The organism is Brevundimonas diminuta, from assembly GCF_039673845.1.
Classification (GTDB): domain Bacteria; phylum Pseudomonadota; class Alphaproteobacteria; order Caulobacterales; family Caulobacteraceae; genus Brevundimonas; species Brevundimonas diminuta_E.
In genome coordinates this window covers 245,581-265,726 of record NZ_JBDJMK010000002.1, presented here as the reverse complement: position 1 = coordinate 265,726, position 20,146 = coordinate 245,581, and the positions used below count along the sequence as shown (strand labels likewise).

The following is a 20,146-nucleotide window of genomic DNA, read 5'->3' as shown; positions in this document are numbered from 1 at the left end:
GCGGGAGAGGCCCTGACAAACCGCCCCCAGGTTGAAACTCAGCGGAAGTTGAAAAGCGCATCGGCGGCGCTGCGCTGCGAGGACTTGCCGTCGATCGCGGCGCGGGACCGGGCGATCTCGGCCTCAAGGGCGGCGATCCGCTCCTGCAGTTCGTCGACGGCGTAAAGGTCCAGGTCTTCGCGGCCCAGGGCGGTGATGGCCTCGCCGCGCTGCGGCCGGGGCTCCAGATCTTCGAAACTCATCCTCGCCTCCTTGGCCATTTCAGGCATGAACTCCTATGTGAACGCCGCATTGATCCGGAATGCAAGCCAAGGGAGCCCCGCCATGCCCGTCGCCATGAAGGCCATAGAGATCGAGAACGGACGCGGCCCCGCCGACGCCCTGCGCCTGACGACGCGGCCCCTGCCCGAACCCGCCCCCGGCGAAATCCGCATCCGCGTGCGCGCGGCGGGCGTGAACCGTCCCGATATCGTCCAGCGCGAGGGCCGCTATCCGCCGCCGCCGGGCGCCTCGGACATTCTGGGGCTGGAAGTCGCAGGCGAGGTCGACGCCATCGGGGATGGCGTGACGCGCTGGGCCGTCGGCGACCGGGTCTGCGCCCTGCTGGGCGGCGGGGGATACGCCGAATACGCCGTGGTCGACGCCCGGCACGCCCTGCCGATCCCCGCCGGTCTGGACTTTGTTCAGGCCGCCGCCCTGCCTGAGACCGCCTTCACCGTCTTCGCCAACGTCTTCGAGGGCGGCGGGCTGAAGGCGGGCGAGACCCTGCTGATCCACGGCGCCACCAGCGGCATCGGCGTCATGGCCATCCAGATGGCCAAGGCGGCGGGCGCCCGCGTCATCGCCACCTCGCGCGGCGCCGCCAAGGCCGAGGCCGCCCGCGCCCTGGGCGCCGACATCAGTCTGGATGCGACCGAACACGATCTGGCCGCCGCCATTCAGGCCGAAGGCGGCGCCGATGTGGTGCTGGACATGGTCGGCGCCGCCTATGCCGAACTGAACCTCAACGCCCTGAAGCCCGGCGGGCGCTGGGTGGTGATCGCCACCCTAACCGGCGCCAAGGCCGAGATCGACCTGATGCGGATCATGCTGAAGCGGATCGTGCTGACCGGCTCGACCCTGCGCAGCCGCCCGGCTGACGAGAAAGCCCGTCTGGCCGCCGCCGTCGAGGCGAGGGTCTGGCCCTGGGTCGCGTCCGGCGCCGTGCAGGCCCGGATCGAGGCGACCTTCCCTCTGGCCGAAGCCGCCGCCGCCCACGCCCATCTGGAAGCGGGCGCACACGTCGGCAAGGTGATGCTGTTGGCGTGAGTCGGCATATGGGCCGTTAGCGCTCCACGCTGATTACCGCTCATCCCGGCGGACGCCGGGATCCAGTAAGAGCGCCGAACAGGCGGCTTGGCCTTTGAGCTGAGAGCTTTGAAGCCAAAGCACTGGGTCCCGGCGTCCGCCGGGATGAGCGGTAGTAAGGGCGGTAGACCGGTATCGAATGTGAACCCCGCCAAGAAAAAGGGCGGGAAGCCGAAGCCCCCCGCCCTCTCTCTTCAAACGCCTGCGCGGCCTACCAGCGGCCGCCGCCGCTGCGGACCGGGCGCATGGACGAGATCTTGTCGTTCATGCCGATCCGGTTCAGGTCGCGGGTGTCGTTGCGGATGATCTCGCAGCGGCCCCGGAAGTTGGCGTCCTCACAGACCTCCCATGCGCCGCGCGACAGGCGGATCGAGCTGATCGCATCGTTCATGCCCGTGTTGCGCAGGTTCGAGACCTCTTCGCGGAAGGTCATCGACTGGCCGCGATAGTTGGAGTCCCGATAGACGGTGATCGAGGACTGGCTCCAGCCGCCCTGCCCTGACCCATGGCCCGAGCCGTGGCCAGAGCTGTTGTTGCCGCCCCAACCGCCGCCGGGACGACCGCCGCCCGGACGGCTGTTCTCGAAGTCGCCGCGATGATTGCCGCAAACCAGCCGGCCGTCGTTGTTGGCGACATCGCTGCTGGAGCACCGCGCCAGTTCAATGGAGGTGGAGCGCATATTGCCGCGCATGTCGCGACAGTCGGCATACAGCCGCCCTTGGTTCACATAGGAGCCTTCGCAGCTTTGCGCATAGGATCCGCGCGGCGCGCCTCGCTGCTGCGCCTCGGCCGTACCTGCGCCGAGGGCGCTGAAACCACCGGCTGTCAGGGCCAGACCTGCCGCGGCAATCACGAACTTCTTCATGGATCGGCCTCCTTGGAGCCTTCTTAGGGCGCACATCGCGCCCTGGCCCCCAATCTTGCCCAGACAAGATGAACCTTCGCTTTATGAGAACGACAGACGACGTTTTCATTTCCCCTGAAATCAACTATAAAGGGCTTCTCGCGCCCGGCCGAAAAGGTCGGGCGCCGTCGATTCAAACGCCCGTTTTTCGGGCCGCAACCGCCGGGATCCATGCCCATGACCGACATCCTGATGCCCAAGGCCACCGCGGTCTGGCTGGTGGACAACACCTCGCTCTCGTTCGAGCAGATCGCCGACTTCTGCGGGCTGCACCCGCTTGAAGTGCGCGGCATCGCCGACGGCGACGTCGCCCGCGACATCCGCGGCGCCGATCCGATCGTCAACGGCCAGCTGACCCGCGAAGAGCTGGACAAGGCCCAGAACGACGCGAACTACCGCATGAAGGCCGTGGTCAGCCGCCACGCTGAACTGCTGAAGCCCGCCAAGTCGGGTCCGAAATACACGCCCGTCTCGCGTCGTCAGGACCGCCCGGACGCCATCATGTGGTTCGTCCGCAACCACCCCGAAGTGACCGACGCCCAGATCGCCAAGCTGCTGGGCACCACCAAGGCCACGATCGAGAGCGTGCGCAACCGCACCCACTGGAACTCGGCCAACATCAAGCCGGTGGACCCGGTGACGCTGGGCCTGACCGGCCAGCTGCAACTGGACGAAGTGGTCCGCAAGGCCGCCGACAAAAAGGCCAAGGACGACGCCAAGAACGGCGTCCTTCAGCCCGTCGAAGCCGAGGCTGAACCCGAAGCCGCCGTCGAAGAGGCGGAAGACGACTACGCCAAGGGCGCCGAGCCCACGGCCGAGTCGGTGTTCGGCTCGCGCGACTGATCCTTCGGTCCGTCAGCAGATACAAAACGGCCCCGGAAGATCGCTCTTCCGGGGCCGTCGTCATTTCAGGTGGGAAGCCGCGTCAGTGGGCTCGGGCTTCCAGACTGTTGATCTCTTCCTTCAGTCGCAGTTTTCGCTGCTTCATCTCCCTGAGGTGTGTCGGGTCCGCGGTGGGCCGCCGCATCTCCTGCTGGATGGTCTCATCCAACGACCGATGCCGATTACCCAGTTCGCGAATACGCGCCTCGATGGTCATGGCTTGCGCCTCCATGTCTAAGGGACCACTACACTGAGCGCCCGGTTCGGCGGGGTGTGGAATCACATTGCAGTGACCCTCGCCGCTCCGGACCCGGACAGGTTGGAGGCGAAATTGGCCGATGTTATGAACTCGACCGTTCGGGCGCCCGCGCCCTCCCGGCTAGTCGTTGGAATCTCTGGCGCTTCGGGCGTCATCTATGGCGCGCGCGTGCTGGACGCTCTGCGCGAACTGGGAGTCGAGAGCCACCTGGTCGTCACCCGCGCCGCCCTGCTCACATTGTCGCAGGAGACGGATCTCAGCCCCGACGACCTGACGGCTAAGGCGGATGTGGTCCACCGTCTGAACGATGTGGGGGCCACCATCTCCTCCGGCTCCTTCCGCACGCTGGGCATGATTGTCGCCCCCTGCTCGGTGCGGACCATGAGCGAGATCGCCACCGGCTTGACCTCGACCCTGCTGACCCGCGCCGCCGACGTGACGCTGAAAGAGCGCCGCCCCCTGGTGCTGATGGTGCGCGAAACGCCGCTGCATCTGGGCCACCTGCGCACCATGACGGCGCTGGCCGAAATGGGCGCCGTCATCGCCCCGCCCCTGCCCGCCTTCTACGCAAAACCTGACAGTCTGGAGCAGATGATCGACCAGTCGGTCGGCCGGGCGCTGGATGTCTTTGGTCTGGACTGGTCGGCCGTGCGCCGCTGGGAAGGCCTGAAGGGCGGCGCCGAGGCATGAGCGACGATCTGTGGACCTGGGCCTGCGCCGCCTATGCTGCGCCTGACGTCGCCGACGCCTGTCTGTCGCTTCAGGACTATCACGAACAGAACGTCCCCCTGCTGCTGTGGGCCGCCTGGACCGCCGTCACCGGGCGCCGGCCCGACGAGGAAACCATCGAGGCCGCCTGCGACACCGCCCGCGCCTGGCAGACCACCACCATCGTCCCGCTGCGCGCCGTGCGCCGCACGCTGAAAACGCCCGTGCCGGACCTGGAAACCGACGCCCGCCTGGCCGTGCGCGAACAGGTGAAGGCCGCCGAACTGGCTGCAGAGCGTCATCTGCTGGAAGGGCTTGAAGCCCTGTCCCCGCCCCCGTCCGGCCCGGCGCGCGCCCCGCTGGACGCCATGGCCGACACCGCGCGCCTGTGGGACCGCGTGGTGCCGCGCCCGGCGCTCAGAACCCTGTCCGAACTGCTTCCAGCCTGACCCCGGCCAAGCTATAACCCCACACCGGTGCGGGGCTTACGATGAACGACGACGAACCTTACCTGTCCGAAGAAGACGAGGCGCTGCGCGCCGAGCTGGCGCGCCTGCTGCAGGAACACGCTGACCTTGACGCCTCGATCGAGGCGCTGGGCTGCATGCCCGCCCCCGACCAGCTGATGATCGCCCGCCTGAAGCGCAAGAAACTGGCCCTGCGCGACGACATCGTAAAGCTGCAGAACCGCATCCTGCCCGACATCATCGCCTAGGCTTCAGTGAACAGGGGCGACTTCCCTCGCCAGAGTCGGTTCAACCGTGCCCTCTGACCAGAGCCGATTGAGCCCGCTGACCCGTCCTGAACCGTCCCGTTTAAAGCGCACCCGCTGGGTCGGCTCATCAACGACGGTGAACAGATCCGTCTCCAGGGGTTGCAGCATCAACGGCGGACGCGCGCCCTGGCGATAGCTTAATCCCGCGCCAGACACGCTCACCGCCACCTCGCCATAAAGCCCGGCGTAATCGTCGAGTGCGACTTCGGCCGCGGGCTTTTCCAGCGCCTCAAGAATCCAGCGGTTCTCAGTAATCATGGCCGCCCTCGTGAGACGTTCAGTCGCCATGCGCAAAGCCATCTGGTGCGCATGATTTTTCGCATCAGCGACCGGGCCCGCCACGTCAGGAATAACGCCCGTCCCCTCCCAGTTCGCATTCGTGAGTGGGCTGAGGGTTGAGGCGTAGGGCGCAAAGACGACAAAGCCCGACGGCGTTGCGACAGGTCTCGCCATACTGGCCGCTCCCATGCTGGGCTGTCCCACCACAACCGCGCGCTGCACGGACTGGAGCGTATAGGCCAAAGCCTCCGCCGCCGATGCCGACCGCGCGCTGATCATGACGATCAGCGGCGTGTTCAATCTGCGCCGCTCCGGATCAACCGGCGTTTCCGGCGTCTGGCTGATGACCTCTCCCGATCGATAGTGCTCCGCCATATAGGCGCGGCTGTGCGGCGGCAGGAAGGCGCTGGCGAGATAGGCGGCCATAGGAGGCGAGCCGCCCCCATTGTCTCTCAGGTCGATGATGACCGCATCGGTATGGGCGATCATCTGCAGCGCGGCGTCGGCGGCCAATCGTTCGAGCGCATCAACGCTATCGAAGTCCGCGAAGAAGCGAAGGTCGATGTAGCCGACATTTCCGGGCAATATTTCTACGCTGCGAAATCCGAAATTGATCCGCCGAACCTGATCCTCATATTCAATCGAAGGCGAAGGATTGGCCTGCGCGCCCGCCGCAACAGGCGCGCCGACGCGGAAATGGCCATCAACCTTCTTCAATCGCGAAGTCAGTTCTTTCGCCAACGCTTCGTCGGAATATGAGGAAAAGGTCCCCGCCGCCGCATCGGAGCGCAGCCCCGCGGCCACGTCCCGCCCCACGCCAGCATCGAAGAAACTCTCCTCGATCACATCGGCGATTTCACGAACCGACCGGGCAGGATCAGTTGCCTCAGAAGCAGCAACAGCAGGCGCGCCCATCAACGCCATTCCGATCGCCAGAAACACCGCCTTCATGAAAAATCCTCCCCGGTCGCCCGGGGAGGATTCATAAACGAAAACGACGTTCTCTGTTTAGATCAAATACCCTGCCCTACAGCGGCAGGACCGAGGTGTCCTTGACCTCTTCCATCACGGCATAGGTGCGGGTTTCGCGCACGCCCGGCATGACGATCAGGGTGTCGGCCAGGAAGATGCGGTAGGCCGCCATGTCCTTCATCCGCACCTTGACCAGATAGTCGAAGCCCCCCGCCACCATGTGGCACTCCAACACCTCGGGCGAGCGGCGGATGCGCTCGGCGAACTGGTCGAAGATGTCCGAGGTCGTGCGGTCCAGCAGCACCTCGATGAAGATCAGCAGTTCGCGCTCTGCGAACTTCGGATCGATCAGGGCCGTATAGCCCGTGATGACCCCGCGCTCGCGCAGCCGACGCACACGCTCGAAACACGATGACGCCGACATGTTGCACGACGCGGCCAGATCCTGATTGGTGATCCGCCCGTCCTGCTGCAGCACCCTCAGGATGCGGCGGTCTGCATCGTCCAGTTTGTATTCCCCGGCGCTCATGCGCTCTCTCCCCCTACGCTTTACAGATTCCCGACACTGACAAACCCGCGATAAATGCGCAACGCGATTGCGAGCGTCGGAGGCCGGCGCATGACGCGCCGGCCCGCTTTTTTTACCGCCCCGATCGTTTCGTCGCCGCGGCTTGCTTGCTCTGATCGATGAAGGCTTCCATTTCCGCCGTCATGGCCGGAATGGTCGCCACGCCGATGGCCAGCAGATGGTCGTGGAAGGCGCGAATGTCGAAGTCGGCGCCCAGTTCCGCCTCGGCCTTGCGGCGCAGGCGCACGATCTCGATCTCGCCCAGCTTGTAGGACAGGGCCTGCCCCGGCCAGGTGATGTAGCGGTCGATCTCGGTGCCGACCTCATGGTCCGACAGGGCCGTGTTGCTGCTCAGGAAGGCCACCGCCTGCTCGCGGGTCCAGCCCTTGGAGTGGATGCCCGTGTCGATGACCAGACGCGCCGCACGCCACATCTCATAGGTCAGGCGGCCGAAGTCCTCATAGGCGTCTTCATAGATGCCCATCTCGACGGCCAGCTTCTCGGTATACAGGGCCCAGCCCTCGCCGAAGGCCGAGATGTAGGTCTGGGCGCGATAGTCGGGCATCGGCGGGTGTTCGCGGCGCAGATTGCCCTGCCAGGCGTGTCCGGGGTTGCACTCGTGCACCGTCAGCGCCGGGATGTTGTAACGCGGTCGCGACGGCAGGTCATAGGTGTTCAGCAGGCAGACGCCGTTGCCGCCCCGCCCGGCCGTGTAATAGGGCGCGATGGCGTCCGGCACGGGGATCAGGCTGAAGGTGTCGCGCGGCTTCAGGTTGAAATACTGGCCGATCTTGCCGTCGACCTTCTTGATGACCCAGGCGCCGTGCCACAGCAGGTGTTCCGGCTTGTCATAGTGGAACTGGGGGTCAGTCTTCAGGAAGTGGATGAAGCCCGCAAAGTCGCCGGTCCAGCCGGTGCTGCGCATCACCGTCTCCATCTCGGCGCGGATGCGCGAGACTTCGGACAGGCCGATCTGGTGGATCTGATCGGGGGTCAGGTTGACGCTGGTGTATTGGCGGATCTGCGTCTGATAGAAATCGTCCCCGTCCGGCAGGCGATTGGCGCCCAGCGTCTCGCGCGCGCCGGGCATGTATTCATCACGGATGAAGCTCAACAGGGTGCGGTGCGCGGGCACGACCTGCTGCTGGATGGCCTGAACCGCCGCCGCCTTCAGGCGCGTCCTGTCCGCCTCGGACATATTGGCCGGCATGGTCAGGAAGGGCTTGTAGAAGGGGTTCTGGGTGACGTCCGTCGGGTCCGTGACCGCCAGGATCGACACGTCCCGCCCGACCAGAGAGGCCTTGGGTTGGGTGAAGCCACGCGCCAGACCGGCGCGCATATTGGTGATCTGCTGGTCGAAATAGCGCGGCACGTCGCGCATCTGGGACAGATAGCGCTCATAGTCCTCGACCGAGGCGAAGTTCGCGCCGCCCAGCCCCGTCAGCGACGACCAGAAGGCGCTGTCCGAGTTGAAGGGCATTTCATACAGGCGGTGACGGCCGTCATCGACGAAGTTGTCGATCTGGTGCCTGTAGACCGCATAGTTGGTGCGCTGATCCGGCGACAGCTGGTCCGGTGAAATGGCGTCCAGACGGCGCTGGATCGCGGTCCAGTATTCCAGACGGCGCTGCTGGGTAGCGGCGCTGACGTCCGGCAGGGTGCTGGTCTTGGCGTTGCGGCCCGGCATCTCTTTCTGGCGCCAGGCCCACTCCTCGGCGGCGATGGCCTCAAACTGAGCGTCGAGCGCCGACGGCGCAGCGGCCACGGCCGCAGCCGCAGCCGGTGCGGCATGGGCCGAGTGCGGCGCGGCGACGCCGCCCACGGTCAGGATTCCGGCGGCAAACGCCATCGCACTGAAAGCAGTCAAGGTTTTCAAAATCTTTCCCCCAAAGAGATCACGCGGACGCCACACGGACATCCTCAAGGCGAGAAGCCGCCCGTCGCCGGGCGGCTTCCCTTATTGGATCAGAAACGGGCGTTTACGCCAATGTAAACATATCGCCCGAGGTTGTTGTAAATACTGGCGTTAAAACCAGTATTCAGCGAAGTACCCGTCCAGGTGAACGGCGTCTGCGGCGGCTCCTCATTCGACAGGTTGTTGACCCCGCCGAACACCGAGAAGTTGTCGAACCGATATTCGGCACGAATATCATGCGTCAACCAGGACGGCGCCTTATAGGGTTCATAGGCGCCGGCCGGATCGCGGTTGCTGCGAACCATGCTGCTCAGATACTGGTTGGCATAGGACAGCGACACCCGCTCGTAATCCCAGCTGACGCGGAAGTTGATGCGGCGCTTGGGATTGGGCAGTTGGCCCGCCTGCTCGTCACGCACGCTGGCGTCGCCCGGAACCGGATCGTAGGTCAGTTCGTCCAGGAAACCGGCCGCCGCATTGAATGACAGCGAACCATAGTCCGGCAGACCCAGCTTCACCAGGTCCGTGCGGTACGAAGCCGTCACGTCCCAGCCCGAGTTGGTGTACTCGGCCACGTTCAGAACCTGGTTCACCACCTTGGTGATGTTGCCGTCCGAGCCGCGCGAAACGCTGTTGCAGAACGCGTTGGAGAGGTCCGGGCTGTCGACGCAGTTGTTGATGATATTGCGCCAGCCCAGCGAGGCGATCACATCGCTGATCTTGATGTCATAGTGGTCAACCGTGATCGCCAGCCCCGGCAGGAAGGACGGCGTCAGAACCACGCCGACAGTCAGGGTCTCGCCCTCTTCCGGATTCAGGTTCGGATTGCCGCCGCTGACCACCGGACGAGTCGCCGTCGACTGAACGAAGTCAGGCGTCAGGCCCAGAGCCGCACAGTTCGCCTTGCGGTTGGCCGAGAAGTTACCGAGATTCAGGCGCGTCGCATCGCACGGATCCTCGATCTGATTGTAGCCTTCGCTGCCGCCGCCGAACAGTTCGTTGATGTTGGGCGAGCGCACCGCCTTGGCGAAGTTGGTGCGGAAGCGGATGTCGCGATTGACGGTCCATTCCAGACCCAGGCCATAGCTGCTGTCGCCGCCGGTCGTCGTATAGTCCTGATAGCGATAGGCCGCCGTCAGATCCAGATACTGGACGCCCGGCAGATCGGCCAGCAGAGGCACATTCACTTCACCGAAGATTTCCTTCGATTCATAGCTGCCTTCGGTGATCTGCTGTGAGTTCTGGAAGATCAGCCCCTTTTGCGAGGCGATATCCGGCACGGAGCGACCGTATTCCTTGCGCCATTCGACACCCGCCGCGAACGAAACCGGCAGGCTGGTTCCGCTGAACAGCGACGGATAGGAGAACAGTTCCCCGTTGACGCTGGCCACCGCGTTCCACTGACGCGACACGTCGTTACGAACAGTGTGGATGTAGGAGTAGTCGATCGCTTCCTGTGAGGCGACGCCGGCGCCGAACAGGTTCAGCGGCTGACAACCGCGCGCCTGCGCCTCTTCGCTACGACAGACGATCTGGCCGTTCTTGTTCACGGCGTCGATCGACTCGTAGAATTCCTTCTGCAGGCGATCGAAGTTGGTGAATTTGGACTTGGCCTCGCCGTAGTTGATGTAGGCCTCGAAGCGCCAGCCGTTGCTGAAGGCGCCGTCCACACCCGTCACGAACCGGGCTGTGTCATACTCGCTCTCATAGGTGCGGATGCCGAAATCACGGTCGTTGCGGCTGATATCGAAGTATTTGACGCCGGCCGCCGACAGCATGGCCTGAAGGTCTGAAGGCAGGAAGGCGTTATCCGCCTGAATGCGATAGGCGTTGCCGGTCACATGCTTGCTGCCATCGATATCGCCGGCGAAGGTGCCGTTTTCACGCTGGCTGGTCGCTACGGTATGGAAGAACTTGCCCTCGGCGAACAGGTTCAGTTCGCTGATATATTCGTTCGTCGGCTGGAACTGGTGACGCAGCTGCAGTTCGCCGCCGTAGCGCTCGACCGGCGTGCGCATCGCATCTTCGCGGAACTTGAAACCGTCGCCGCCGATCGAAACCTTCTGCGGGCGACCGTTGCCATCCACGACCACTTCACCGCGATCGAACGGGACCAGCTTGCCGTCCGGCGTGAAGGTCAGGCTGTAGGCGGCGTTGGAGCCGATCGGCGTGACGATCACCGGGGTGAAGGAGTCATTGGTGATGTTGGTGTAGACATCCCGCGCCATGATGAAGGACGGCTGTCCGTCATCCGGGCTCTTCTTGTTCGGGTTGGGGATGTAGGCCAGACCGCTCATGGCATAGTCGCGTTCGTGGCGGTACAGGCCCTCGGTCTTGTCATAGGTCGCGGCGGCCATGACGTTGGTGCGGCCGTCGTTGAAGTTACGACCCACCGCGACCGAGCCGTAATAGGTGTTCGGACCATCGGCCGAACCGTACTGGCTCTGAACGGCGATGCCGTCGAAATCCTGCTTGGTGATGAAGTTGACCACGCCCGCCACGGCGTCAGCGCCGTAGACCGCCGACGAACCGCCCGTCACCGTGTCGACACGGGCGATCGTGGTCTTGGAGATGGTGTTCACGTCAACGGCGCTGGTGCCGCTGGAGCCCGCCACGTGACGGCGGCCATTGACCAGAACCAGCGTCCGGCTCGAGCCGAGGTTACGCAGGTTCAGCGTCGCCAGACCCTGCCCTGCAACCGAGTTGGTGCTGCTGGACGCCGAACTGCCCAGGCCGACCTGCGGCTGGCGCGCCATGGCGTCGATCAGGTTGGTGACGCCGATGTTCTCGATTTCCTGGGCGTCGACGACGTTGACCGGCGTCGAGGCTTCGACGTTCGGGCGGCGGATGCGCGATCCGGTCACCACGATGTCGGCGACGGCGCTGGCCTGGTCGTCCGACGACGCGCTCTGGGCCAGGGCCGGTTGTGCAGCAACGATCATGGCCATGCCAGCCATCATCGTGCCCGCTTTCAGATAAGCAGACAGTCTCATAGGAGCTCCCCTCGTTTATGATTGGGCTGCCGGGCGCGTCATCCCCATTCGGCGCGCGGCGGCCTGTTTCGGATCGGCGCCTTTAGGGCGCCGTCCCCCGTTCGGCTTTTTGCCGATCGACCATGGCCCGGACGTCGGCCAACAAGGCCGGAGCGTCGTAGGCGACCCCGCGCGCCACCGTCCAACGCACCCCGCCGACCGTCTCGATGCGGTTGTCGGGGCTCAGGCGTTCGTGTCCGGTGCCGTACAGCGTCTTGAAGTTGGCCAGCGGATTCTCGGTCGTGATGACCAGATCCGCGCTCATGCCGGGCCGCACCACGCCGAAGGTCGGCGCCTTGCCCGTCGGTTCGGCCAGGGTCGTCGCCCCGTCCATCGTCGCCGCCCGCACGATCTCCAGCGGGTTGAAGCCCGCCTCCTGCAGCAGTTCCAGCTCTTCGATGTAGCCGAAGCCGTACAGTTTCCAGATGAAGCCGGAATCCGACCCCACCGTCACCCGGCCGCCGATCTTCTTGTAGCCGTTCACCAGACGCATGAACCGCTCATAGAAGCGGCGCCACGCCACCTCGTTCGAGGTCGTCCAGTCGAAGAAGTAGCTGCCGTGGTTGTCGCGCGTGGACTGGAAATAATCCGCCAGCGTCGGCAGGGTGTAGATCTGGTGCCACGGCGCATTGCGGGCGCGCATCAGGTCGCGCGACGCCGCATAGATGGTCATGGTCGGGTCGAAGACGACGCCCGTCTTCTTCTGCTCTTCCAGATATTCGAACCACTGGGGCGTGCCCGGCTCGACCTCCTTCCAGATTTCAGCCGCCTCGCCGAAGCGCATCTGCTCATCATAGAAGTTGTAGTCGGTCGGATAGTTCTGGATGCTGCGACCGCCCAGCAGGGCTTCGAAATGGCCGTAGAAGTGGGTCACCGTGCCCAGCCCCGCCTCGGCCAGATCGCGCGCGTTCAGCTGGGCCACGCCCGGCTGGGCGATGTGGGCCACGGTGCCCATGCCGTTCTTCTTGGCCTCGTCGATGGCGGCCAGAACCACCTCGGGCGTCTCATCGCCGCGCAGGAAGAATTTGATGCCGTCGATGCCGTTGGCCGCGCCCCAGCGCACCCACTCGCGCGCCATCTGTTCGTTGCGGATGCGCCCGCGCGACCAGCCCGAACCCAGCGTCTGATAGTTGTAGATGCGCGGCGCGACGATCTCGCCGCGCGCCGAGCGGTTCTTTTCGGACAGGGCGATGTCCTGCGGCGCCAGGCTGACGCCGCGCACCGTCGTCACGCCGTGGGCCAGCCACAGCTTGTAGACATATTCCAGATCCGCAGCCTTCTGGGGGCTGCCGCCGTGGGCGTGGGCGTCGACAAAGCCCGGCATGACATACATGCCCCGCGCGTCGATCTCATGCGCGGCGTTCAGCGGCGCACGGCCTTCACGTTCCGGCAGTCCGGGCCAGCCCGCCTGAATGATGTCGGTGATCTTGTCGTTTTCGATGACGATATCGACCGGCCCCATCGGCGGCGCGCCGGTCCCGTCGATCAGCATGGCGCCGCGCACCACCATCAGCGGATAGGGGCCGAAGCCTTCGTCGGCGCGACGCGGCGGCGCCGGGTTCAGCGTCGCCCGCGCGGGCGCGGCCTGCGCCTGAGCCTCAGCAGGCGACGACACGCCCGCGGAAAAGGAGGCGACCATCAAGGCGGCGGCGCACGCTGCGCCTGCACTCTTGCAAAGGGACTTCACCCCAAACGTCGTTCGCAAGCCGCAATCCCTCCCAAGATTGAGGGCCATCGGCCCTGCCAGCGTCTGTCCGGTCCCTCACCGGCCTCTAAATCGCTACCATTTCGCCACAAAAGAAAGCTTCGGATATTCAGTGGCGCGGAGAAATTAAATTCACGCGGCGTTACAAATCACCGATTACACCAATGTCAGCGCCGCGCCTCGGGCCGTGCCCGCTTTCGCAGCCACATGGCAGCATCGGCCTCTGACAGCCAGATTTCGGCATCGTCCTGCCCCGAAAAGGCGCGAACACCGATTGATCCGCCCAGCGTCACAAGGGTTTCATTCCAGATGAAGCCTTCGCTTTGCAGCGCAAGGCCCAGACGCCGCGCCTTTTCGCGCGCATCATCGAGTCCGGCGTTCATCAGCAGAATGGCGAACTCGTCGCCGCCCATCCGGCCCACGGCGTCGGATTCGCGCACATTGGCCAGCAGAAGCTCGGCCACGGCGATCAGGGCGGCGTCGCCCGCCGCATGGCCCAGAGTGTCATTGACGCCCTTGAACCCGTCCAGATCCAGATAGAGCAGCGCCGCCTCGACCCCGTGACGGCGGCAATAAGCCAGGTTGCGCGACAGCACCGTCATGAAGCCGCGCCGGTTCAGCGCAGGCGTCAATACATCGTGGTCGGCCAGCGCCTCGGCCCGCTCGGCCCGTTCCTTTAGGGCCGCCACCTCGGCGCGCAGGCGCATGATCTCGGCGCGCAGGTCCGCATCTGCATCCGGAGCGGTCATCTGTTCGGCCAGGTGGTTCAAGGCAGGCTCCGGCGTCGCAAATCCGGCCGACTCAGGGCCTGGCGACGACTTTGAGTCTAGCGTCCCCGGTTGCGGGTGCAACGCGGGTGCTGTAACCGGCCGCTTTCCGCATGGGGAGCCTTTGCGCATGACCGCCTCCACGCCGCCCGTTTCCGTCGCCATCATCATGGGCAGCCGCTCCGACTGGCCCACGATGAAGCTGGCCGCCGACCGTCTGGATCAGCTGGGCGTCGCCTGGGAAGCCAAGGTCGTCAGCGCCCACCGCACGCCCCAGCGCCTCTATGACTTCGCCGCCACGGCCAAGGACAAGGGCTTCAAGGTCATCATCGCCGGCGCCGGGGGCGCGGCCCACCTGCCGGGCATGGCCGCGTCGATGACCGACCTGCCGGTGCTGGGCGTGCCGGTTCAGTCCAAGGCGCTGAAGGGCCTCGACAGCCTGCTGTCCATCGTCCAGATGCCCGGCGGCGTGCCCGTCGCGACCCTGGCCATCGGCGAGGCGGGCGCCGCCAACGCTGGAATTCTGGCGGCCCAGATTCTGGCCCTGTCCGACCCCGCCATCGCCGAGCGCCTGTCGGCCTTCCGCGCCGCCCAGACCGAATCCGTCGCCGAAAGCGTCGAGGACTGATGCCCGCCTTCCCCGAGAAGCTGCCCCTGGCCCCCGGCTCGACCCTCGGCATTCTGGGCGGAGGCCAGTTGGGCCGGATGCTGGGTCAGGCCGCCTCGCGCCTCGGTTTCGACGTGGTGATCCTCGATCCCCAGCCCGACTGCCCGGCCGCCCGCGTCTCGCGCGCCCAGATCACCGCCCCCTATGACGACCCCGACGCCCTGCAGGCGCTGGGCCGCCTGTGCGACGTCGTTACCTTCGAGTTCGAGAACGTCCCCGCCGCCTCGGTCGAGACCCTGGCCGAAGCGGGCGCCCTGGTCGCGCCGGGGCCGACGGCGCTGGCCGTCGCTCAGGACCGGGTGGACGAGAAGACCTATCTGAACGCCGTCGGCGCCCCGACCGTGGCCTTCGCCGCCGTGACGACGCTGGATGACCTCACCAACGCCATCGACGCGCTTGGCCTGCCCGCCCTGCTGAAGACCCGACGCGAGGGCTATGACGGCAAGGGTCAGGTCTGGATCCGCGACGCCGCCGACGCCGCGGCCGCCTTCGACGCCATCGGCCGCCGCCCCGCCGTGCTGGAAGCCGCCGCCGTCTTCCAGCGCGAGTTGTCGGTCATCGCCGCGCGGGGCCGCGACGGCGCGGTCGCCGTCTATCCTCTGGGCGAGAACGTCCACCAGAACGGGGTGCTGAAGACCACCACCGCCCCCGCCGCCGTCGATCCGGCCACGCAAGGCCGCGCCGAACAGATCGCCGCCGCCGTTCTGGACGGCCTCGACTACATCGGCGTCATGGGCATCGAACTGTTCGACATGGGCCCCGATTCTGAAGGAAAGCCCGAACTGCTGGTGAACGAGGTCGCCCCGCGCGTCCACAACACCGGCCACTGGACCCAGGACGGCTGCGTCTGCGACCAGTTCGAACAGCATATCCGCGCCGTCGTCGGCTGGCCTCTGGGCCCGACGCAGGCCCACGCCCGCATCGAGATGACCAATCTGCTGGGCGATGAAGTCGAGCAGTGGCGCACCCTTGCCGCCGAACCGAACGCCCGCCTGCACCTCTACGGCAAGCACGACGCCCGCCCCGGCCGCAAGATGGCGCACATCAACCGCATCCTCTGAAAAAACCCTCTCCCGATGGGAGAGGGCTTGAGCCTCCAAGAGCGAAGCGATTGGCTAGGCGAAAGGGTGAGGGTCGACGCTCAGCCGTTCAGACATCGCGCGTGCAACCTGACTGCTTCAACCAAGAACTCCGGCGCCTCAAAGACCTGATCGTTCGTCCCCCGGATCACGGTCCAGCCGAGCGCCTCAAGCGCCTGCTGCCGTTCGACATCGCGCGCCGCTACCTCGTCCAGCCGATGCACCCCGCCGTCGATCTCGATGATCAGACGCAGCCGGTCGCAAGCGAAGTCTGCGTAGTACGGCCCGACGGGATGCTGACGGCGGAACTTGTGTCCGTCGATCTTGCCACCGCGCAGAAGCGCCCAGACACGCTCTTCGGCGCGCCCTGAAGACTGACGCAACCCACGTGCACGGTCGGTTCGCGAGGATAGCATGACAAGACTGTGCGGGCCGTGAGAGACAACGGCAAGCCGGGAACCCTCACCCTTTCGCCTTGCCAATCGCTGCGCTCTTGGAGGCTCAAGCCCTCTCCCATCGGGAGAGGGTGTTATGCCTTGGCGCCGTATCTCAGCCGCCCCAACGCATCGGTGATCGTCCGCACCGGGGCGTCGAAATCCTTGCCCGCCTTCCACTTCTCGAAGGCCATGACGTTTTCGATGCGGCGGGCGACAAAGCCTTCCGCCGCCTCGCGGCCGTCGAACCAGCGCATGGTCAGGGCGGGAATCAGGATGCCGCCCAGAATCGCCCGCTTGGAGTAGTGATTCTGGTCTGTCGCCGTATCCCCGGCCCAGCGCCACAGATGATCCGCCGTCTCCCACGCCAGCTTGAAGCCCAGATCGACATTGGTCGGCAGACTGAGGAAACCGGCACAACGCTTGGCCGCCTCGATGTCCTCAGCCCCCGCCTCCATCCGCGCCGAGACGGCGGCAGCGATTCGCTCGCGAATCTTCATCGTGGCGGCGGGCGTGGCTTCCAGCGCCTTCAGCGCGCGCGCGTCATGGCGTCGCGACAGCAGGACCGCCAGATCGCGCGGGCCGTTCGGCAGCAGCAGTTCCTGGTCGCCCAGCGACAGGCCGCAGGCCTCGCACGCGGCGCGCGTCAGGCGCGCGTTCCAGCCCAGCGCGGGCGCGCGTTCTATGGCTGCGTCCAGAACGGCCTGTTCTGTGCGGTCGGCCCAATCCCCTTTCGGAGCGGTGTCGGCTGTCTCGGTCATGGGCCATACGATACGCCCATCCGGCGGGCGTTTCGACCCATCACGATTAGGCGCGACGATCTGGACACGCCCCCCCCGATCATGTATCAGCGCGCCTTCACTTGAGAGGCCCTCCTCTCGAGCGTGGTTTTGTTTTGTCTGCCCGTCTCCCTTGGAAAGGACGCGGCGGGCGGCCAAAGGAGAGAGACCCCTGGTTCAGATTTTTGTCCGCGACAACAATGTCGATCAGGCGCTGAAAGCCCTGAAGAAGAAGATGCAGCGCGAAGGCAGCTTCCGCGAAATGAAGCGTCACGTTCACTTTGAAAAGCCGTCGGAAAAGCGCGCTCGCCAAAAGGCTGAAGCCGTCCGTCGCGCCCGCAAGCTGGCCCGCAAGCGCGCCCAGCGCGAAGGCCTGCTGCCGGCCCCGAAGGGTCGCGGTCGCTAAGACCCGCTGACGCCTGAAAGATCAAAGGCCGCCCCGGATCGCCGGAGCGGCCTTTTTCTTTGCCTGATGACTATGCCCCGCTCCGGTTCCTTTCGCCGTCATCCTCGGACTTGATCCGAGGATCCAGACCCGCGACGCGGACTAGGTCTGGATCCTTGAAATAGCGCGGGCGGCGTAGCTCGATCCTCGGATCAAGTCCGAGGATGACGGAGAGAATGGGGAGAGGGGGCAAGAGAGGCACGCACCTCTCTCCCCTCGCCCTCACCGCCCCGTCACGGCGCCCATGAAGCTCTTCCAGCTCAGCTTCACGTCCGAAAGGGCGCCGGCGCGGAAGGCGCGGCCCGCGGCCCAAACCATGACGGCGGCGAACAGGAACATCCCGATCAGGCCGCCGATCAGTTCGATCAACGGCGGCCCGCTGGGCGCGCGCGCGGCCATGACGAAGGGGGTGAAGGGCGGGATCAGGCTGATCACCTTCACCACCATGGCGTCGGGGGTGCGGATGGCCATCTGCATGACCAGGATCGGCACGACCAGCACCATCATGATCGGCCCCATCAGCGTCTGGGCGTCGCGTGGCGTGTCGCAGAAGGCGCCGATCGCGGCGAACAGCACCGCATACATCAGATAACCGCCGACCAGGAACAGCAGGAACCAGACGAACAGGCCATCCGTCAGCAGCACCGAGCCGATGTCCCGCGCCACATCCGGCATGGTCGCCATCAGGCCGATGGCGCCGATCCCGCCCCAGGCGCCCAGCACGGCCAGCGTCAGCAGGGCCACGCCCAGCACCTTGCCCGTCAGGATCTCGGTCGCCGAGGCCGAGGACAGCAGCACCTCCAGGATCTTGTTCGACTTCTCCTCCATCACGCTGTTCAGCAGGATGGAGGCGCCGGTGATGATCAGCGACCACAGGATGAAGCCGACCGCCAGGCCGACGATCACCGGCAGCTTGTCGCGGAACGACACCTCGCCCCCCGACGCTGCGCGCGGCGAGAAGACTGAGACGTCCGGCCGGAACTTCTCGGTGTCCGACACCACGGCGGGGTCGATGCCGCTGGCGACGAAGACGCGGCTGCGGTTGGCGGATTTCAGGGCGTCGCGGATGGCGCCTTCGACCACGTCGTCGGTGGCGCGGCCGGTCCAGACGCGGGCGCCCGGCTTGCCCCCGGCCTCGGTCAGGAAGACCACGGCGTTCAGCTTCTCGCCCTCTGGCGCGTCCTTGTCGACATAGCGGCGAGCCAAGGCGTCGCGCGCCTCGCCCGGCGCAGCAGCCGCCAGATCGGCGGGCGCATCGACCAGTTCAAACCCGCGCTTGGGCGTCTTGAAGCCTGCGGCGGCGCGCGGCGCCTCCTTCTTCAGCGCCTCCAGTCCGGCGTCGAAGCCGCCCTGCTCGGCGGCCGCGCGGACCCGGTCGCCGCCCGCCGTTCCGGCCTCCGGCACAGCGGCCATGCGCAGGGCCGTGATGTCGGCGCGGCCGCGCTCCGTCTCCAGCGCCTGACGCACGGCGGCGGCCAGACCGGACCCGGCCGGCGTCTCGTCGATGATGACGGCCTCGCGCACCGGCTCGGCGTGTTTCATCAGCATCGGAATGGCGCCGCCCAGCACGGCGAACATCGGAAAGGCCAGCAGCGACAGCCAGAAGCCCACCGTCTTGGCGTAGGCCAGAAACTCGCGGCGCGCGATCAGAAGCATCCGGCTCATCGGGCGGCCTCCATCTTGTCGGCCCGGCCGACGGTCTGATCCTCGTCCGGGTGATCGCCGGTCAGGGCGATGAAGGCGTCGTGCAGCGTCGGCTCCTTCATCTGGAAGCGCCGCACGTCCAGCCCGCCCAGGAAGGCGGCGCGCAGGGCCGATTGCGCCTCGGCCCCCGGCGTCAGGCCGACGCGCAGGGTGCTGACAGCGCCGTCCTCAGCCAGAATCTCAATGCCGCTGACGCCCGGCAGGGCGGCGACCGCGTTGCGGTCCAGCGCCCCTTCCAGTTCCAAGAAGCGCGGCGAGGTCGCCCGCGCCTCATCCACCGTGCCCTCGAACGCCTTACGCCCGCGGGCCAGCAGCACCACCTTGTCGCACAGGCGCTCGGCGTGCTGCATGACGTGGGTCGAGAACAGCACCGTCGCCCCATTGTCGGCCAGGGCGCGGATCATGGCCTCCAGCCCCTGCTGGTTCATCGGGTCGAGGCCCGAGAACGGCTCGTCCAGAATCACGAACTCCGGCTGATGCACCACCGAGGCGATCAGCTGGACCTTCTGGGCCATCCCCTTGGACAACTCCTTCATCTTCTTCCTGCTGGCCTCGCCCAGACCCATCTGCTCCAGCATCTCGCGGCCGCGACGGCGGCCCTCGGGCAGGGGCAGGCCCTTCAGCCCGCCGAAGAAGGCGATGGCGTCCACCGGCGTCATCTTCTTGTAGAGGCCCCGCTCCTCGGGCAGGAAGCCGATCCGGTCGCGCACCTTGCGCCCGTCGTCGGCGCCCAGAATCTCGATCCGTCCGCTGGTGGCCGGCTGCAGCCCCAGAATCATCCGCAGGGTCGAGGTCTTGCCCGCCCCGTTCGGCCCCAGAAAGCCGCAGATCGAGCCCTTCTCCACCTGAAAACTCAGGTCAGAGACGGCCTGAAAGCCGCCGTATCTCTTGCTGATTGCATCCAGCGTCAGCGCCGCGACCATTC

Annotated in this window: 21 protein-coding genes; 8 read left to right on the top strand and 13 right to left on the bottom strand. The window is 66.0% G+C overall.

Features of this window, described 5'->3' with window-relative positions; genetic code table 11:
• Positions 1 to 38 precede the first annotated feature (38 nt).
• On the bottom strand, positions 39 to 242 hold the full coding sequence (locus ABE454_RS03200) for a DUF1192 domain-containing protein (protein WP_346528963.1): 204 nt from the start codon (positions 240 to 242) through the stop codon (positions 39 to 41).
• An 82-nt stretch (positions 243 to 324) separates the two neighbouring features.
• Here ABE454_RS03200 and ABE454_RS03195 point away from each other — a divergent pair, with 82 nt between their 5' ends.
• Positions 325 to 1,308: an NAD(P)H-quinone oxidoreductase gene (locus tag ABE454_RS03195; RefSeq protein ID WP_346528961.1), complete on the top strand. Its 984-nt coding sequence runs from the start codon at positions 325 to 327 to the stop codon at positions 1,306 to 1,308.
• 250 nt (positions 1,309 to 1,558) lie between these two features.
• Here the strand turns inward: ABE454_RS03195 and ABE454_RS03190 are convergent, their stop codons facing one another.
• Complete coding sequence (locus ABE454_RS03190; protein WP_346528959.1) at positions 1,559 to 2,212, bottom strand: beta/gamma crystallin-related protein; 654 nt, start codon at positions 2,210 to 2,212, stop codon at positions 1,559 to 1,561.
• A 216-nt stretch (positions 2,213 to 2,428) separates the two neighbouring features.
• On the opposite strand from ABE454_RS03190, the gene ABE454_RS03185 reads away from it, so the two are divergent.
• Positions 2,429 to 3,094 (top strand): DUF1013 domain-containing protein, encoded by a 666-nt coding sequence (locus tag ABE454_RS03185; RefSeq protein WP_346528957.1) that lies wholly within the window; start codon positions 2,429 to 2,431, stop codon positions 3,092 to 3,094.
• A gap of 82 nt (positions 3,095 to 3,176) precedes the next feature.
• Here the strand turns inward: ABE454_RS03185 and ABE454_RS03180 are convergent, their stop codons facing one another.
• A complete protein-coding gene (locus tag ABE454_RS03180; protein WP_346528955.1) occupies positions 3,177 to 3,350 on the bottom strand; it encodes a YdcH family protein in 174 nt (57 codons plus the stop codon).
• Between the two features lie 126 nt (positions 3,351 to 3,476).
• Between ABE454_RS03180 and ABE454_RS03175 the strand changes: the two genes are divergently transcribed.
• The 3 genes from ABE454_RS03175 to ABE454_RS03165 are packed head-to-tail and all read left to right on the top strand — an operon-like array spanning position 3,477 to position 4,815.
• Positions 3,477 to 4,082, top strand: a complete 606-nt coding sequence (locus ABE454_RS03175) for a UbiX family flavin prenyltransferase (RefSeq protein ID WP_346529098.1) — start codon at positions 3,477 to 3,479, stop codon at positions 4,080 to 4,082.
• Positions 4,079 to 4,549, top strand: a complete 471-nt coding sequence (locus tag ABE454_RS03170) for a TIGR02444 family protein (RefSeq protein ID WP_346528953.1) — start codon at positions 4,079 to 4,081, stop codon at positions 4,547 to 4,549. The genes ABE454_RS03175 and ABE454_RS03170 overlap by 4 nt, the downstream gene beginning before the upstream one ends.
• 41 nt (positions 4,550 to 4,590) lie before the next feature.
• Complete coding sequence (locus ABE454_RS03165) at positions 4,591 to 4,815, top strand: YdcH family protein (RefSeq protein WP_346528950.1); 225 nt, start codon at positions 4,591 to 4,593, stop codon at positions 4,813 to 4,815.
• A 3-nt stretch (positions 4,816 to 4,818) separates the two neighbouring features.
• Here the strand turns inward: ABE454_RS03165 and ABE454_RS03160 are convergent, their stop codons facing one another.
• The 6 genes from ABE454_RS03160 to ABE454_RS03135 all read right to left on the bottom strand — a co-directional run bounded on the left by ABE454_RS03160 (position 4,819) and on the right by ABE454_RS03135 (position 14,116).
• Positions 4,819 to 6,105, bottom strand: coding sequence for a S41 family peptidase (locus ABE454_RS03160; RefSeq protein ID WP_346528948.1), 1,287 nt, complete (start codon positions 6,103 to 6,105; stop codon positions 4,819 to 4,821).
• A gap of 76 nt (positions 6,106 to 6,181) precedes the next feature.
• Positions 6,182 to 6,655: an Lrp/AsnC ligand binding domain-containing protein gene (locus ABE454_RS03155; protein WP_346528946.1), complete on the bottom strand. Its 474-nt coding sequence runs from the start codon at positions 6,653 to 6,655 to the stop codon at positions 6,182 to 6,184.
• A gap of 112 nt (positions 6,656 to 6,767) precedes the next feature.
• Positions 6,768 to 8,561: a DUF885 domain-containing protein gene (locus ABE454_RS03150; RefSeq protein WP_346528944.1), complete on the bottom strand. Its 1,794-nt coding sequence runs from the start codon at positions 8,559 to 8,561 to the stop codon at positions 6,768 to 6,770.
• 98 nt (positions 8,562 to 8,659) lie between these two features.
• Entirely contained in the window at positions 8,660 to 11,602 is a 2,943-nt protein-coding gene (locus ABE454_RS03145) for a TonB-dependent receptor domain-containing protein (RefSeq protein WP_346528942.1), read from the bottom strand.
• 82 nt (positions 11,603 to 11,684) lie between these two features.
• Positions 11,685 to 13,280 (bottom strand): amidohydrolase family protein, encoded by a 1,596-nt coding sequence (locus ABE454_RS03140; RefSeq protein WP_346529095.1) that lies wholly within the window; start codon positions 13,278 to 13,280, stop codon positions 11,685 to 11,687.
• Positions 13,281 to 13,513: 233 nt separating this feature from the next.
• Positions 13,514 to 14,116, bottom strand: coding sequence for a GGDEF domain-containing protein (locus ABE454_RS03135; RefSeq protein ID WP_346528939.1), 603 nt, complete (start codon positions 14,114 to 14,116; stop codon positions 13,514 to 13,516).
• Positions 14,117 to 14,243: 127 nt separating this feature from the next.
• Here ABE454_RS03135 and purE point away from each other — a divergent pair, with 127 nt between their 5' ends.
• Positions 14,244 to 14,741 (top strand): 5-(carboxyamino)imidazole ribonucleotide mutase, encoded by a 498-nt coding sequence (gene purE, locus ABE454_RS03130; RefSeq protein ID WP_346528937.1) that lies wholly within the window; start codon positions 14,244 to 14,246, stop codon positions 14,739 to 14,741.
• On the top strand, positions 14,741 to 15,841 hold the full coding sequence (locus tag ABE454_RS03125; protein ID WP_346528934.1) for a 5-(carboxyamino)imidazole ribonucleotide synthase: 1,101 nt from the start codon (positions 14,741 to 14,743) through the stop codon (positions 15,839 to 15,841). The genes purE and ABE454_RS03125 overlap by 1 nt, the downstream gene beginning before the upstream one ends.
• Before the next feature lie 80 nt (positions 15,842 to 15,921).
• Here the strand turns inward: ABE454_RS03125 and ABE454_RS03120 are convergent, their stop codons facing one another.
• Together ABE454_RS03120 and ABE454_RS03115 are read right to left on the bottom strand one after the other, a co-directional pair.
• Positions 15,922 to 16,275, bottom strand: a complete 354-nt coding sequence (locus ABE454_RS03120; protein ID WP_346528933.1) for an endonuclease domain-containing protein — start codon at positions 16,273 to 16,275, stop codon at positions 15,922 to 15,924.
• Positions 16,276 to 16,388: 113 nt separating this feature from the next.
• Complete coding sequence (locus ABE454_RS03115) at positions 16,389 to 17,054, bottom strand: COQ9 family protein (RefSeq protein WP_346528931.1); 666 nt, start codon at positions 17,052 to 17,054, stop codon at positions 16,389 to 16,391.
• 190 nt (positions 17,055 to 17,244) lie between these two features.
• Between ABE454_RS03115 and rpsU the strand changes: the two genes are divergently transcribed.
• Positions 17,245 to 17,478 (top strand): 30S ribosomal protein S21, encoded by a 234-nt coding sequence (gene rpsU, locus ABE454_RS03110; protein ID WP_087139870.1) that lies wholly within the window; start codon positions 17,245 to 17,247, stop codon positions 17,476 to 17,478.
• Between the two features lie 261 nt (positions 17,479 to 17,739).
• Here rpsU and ABE454_RS03105 read toward each other — a convergent pair whose 3' ends face one another.
• Together ABE454_RS03105 and ABE454_RS03100 are read right to left on the bottom strand one after the other, a co-directional pair.
• Complete coding sequence (locus tag ABE454_RS03105) at positions 17,740 to 19,182, bottom strand: ABC transporter permease (RefSeq protein ID WP_346528929.1); 1,443 nt, start codon at positions 19,180 to 19,182, stop codon at positions 17,740 to 17,742.
• Positions 19,179 to 20,144, bottom strand: a complete 966-nt coding sequence (locus ABE454_RS03100) for an ABC transporter ATP-binding protein (protein ID WP_346528928.1) — start codon at positions 20,142 to 20,144, stop codon at positions 19,179 to 19,181. Before ABE454_RS03100 ends, ABE454_RS03105 begins: the two co-directional genes overlap by 4 nt.
• Between the last annotated feature and the right edge of the window lie 2 nt (positions 20,145 to 20,146).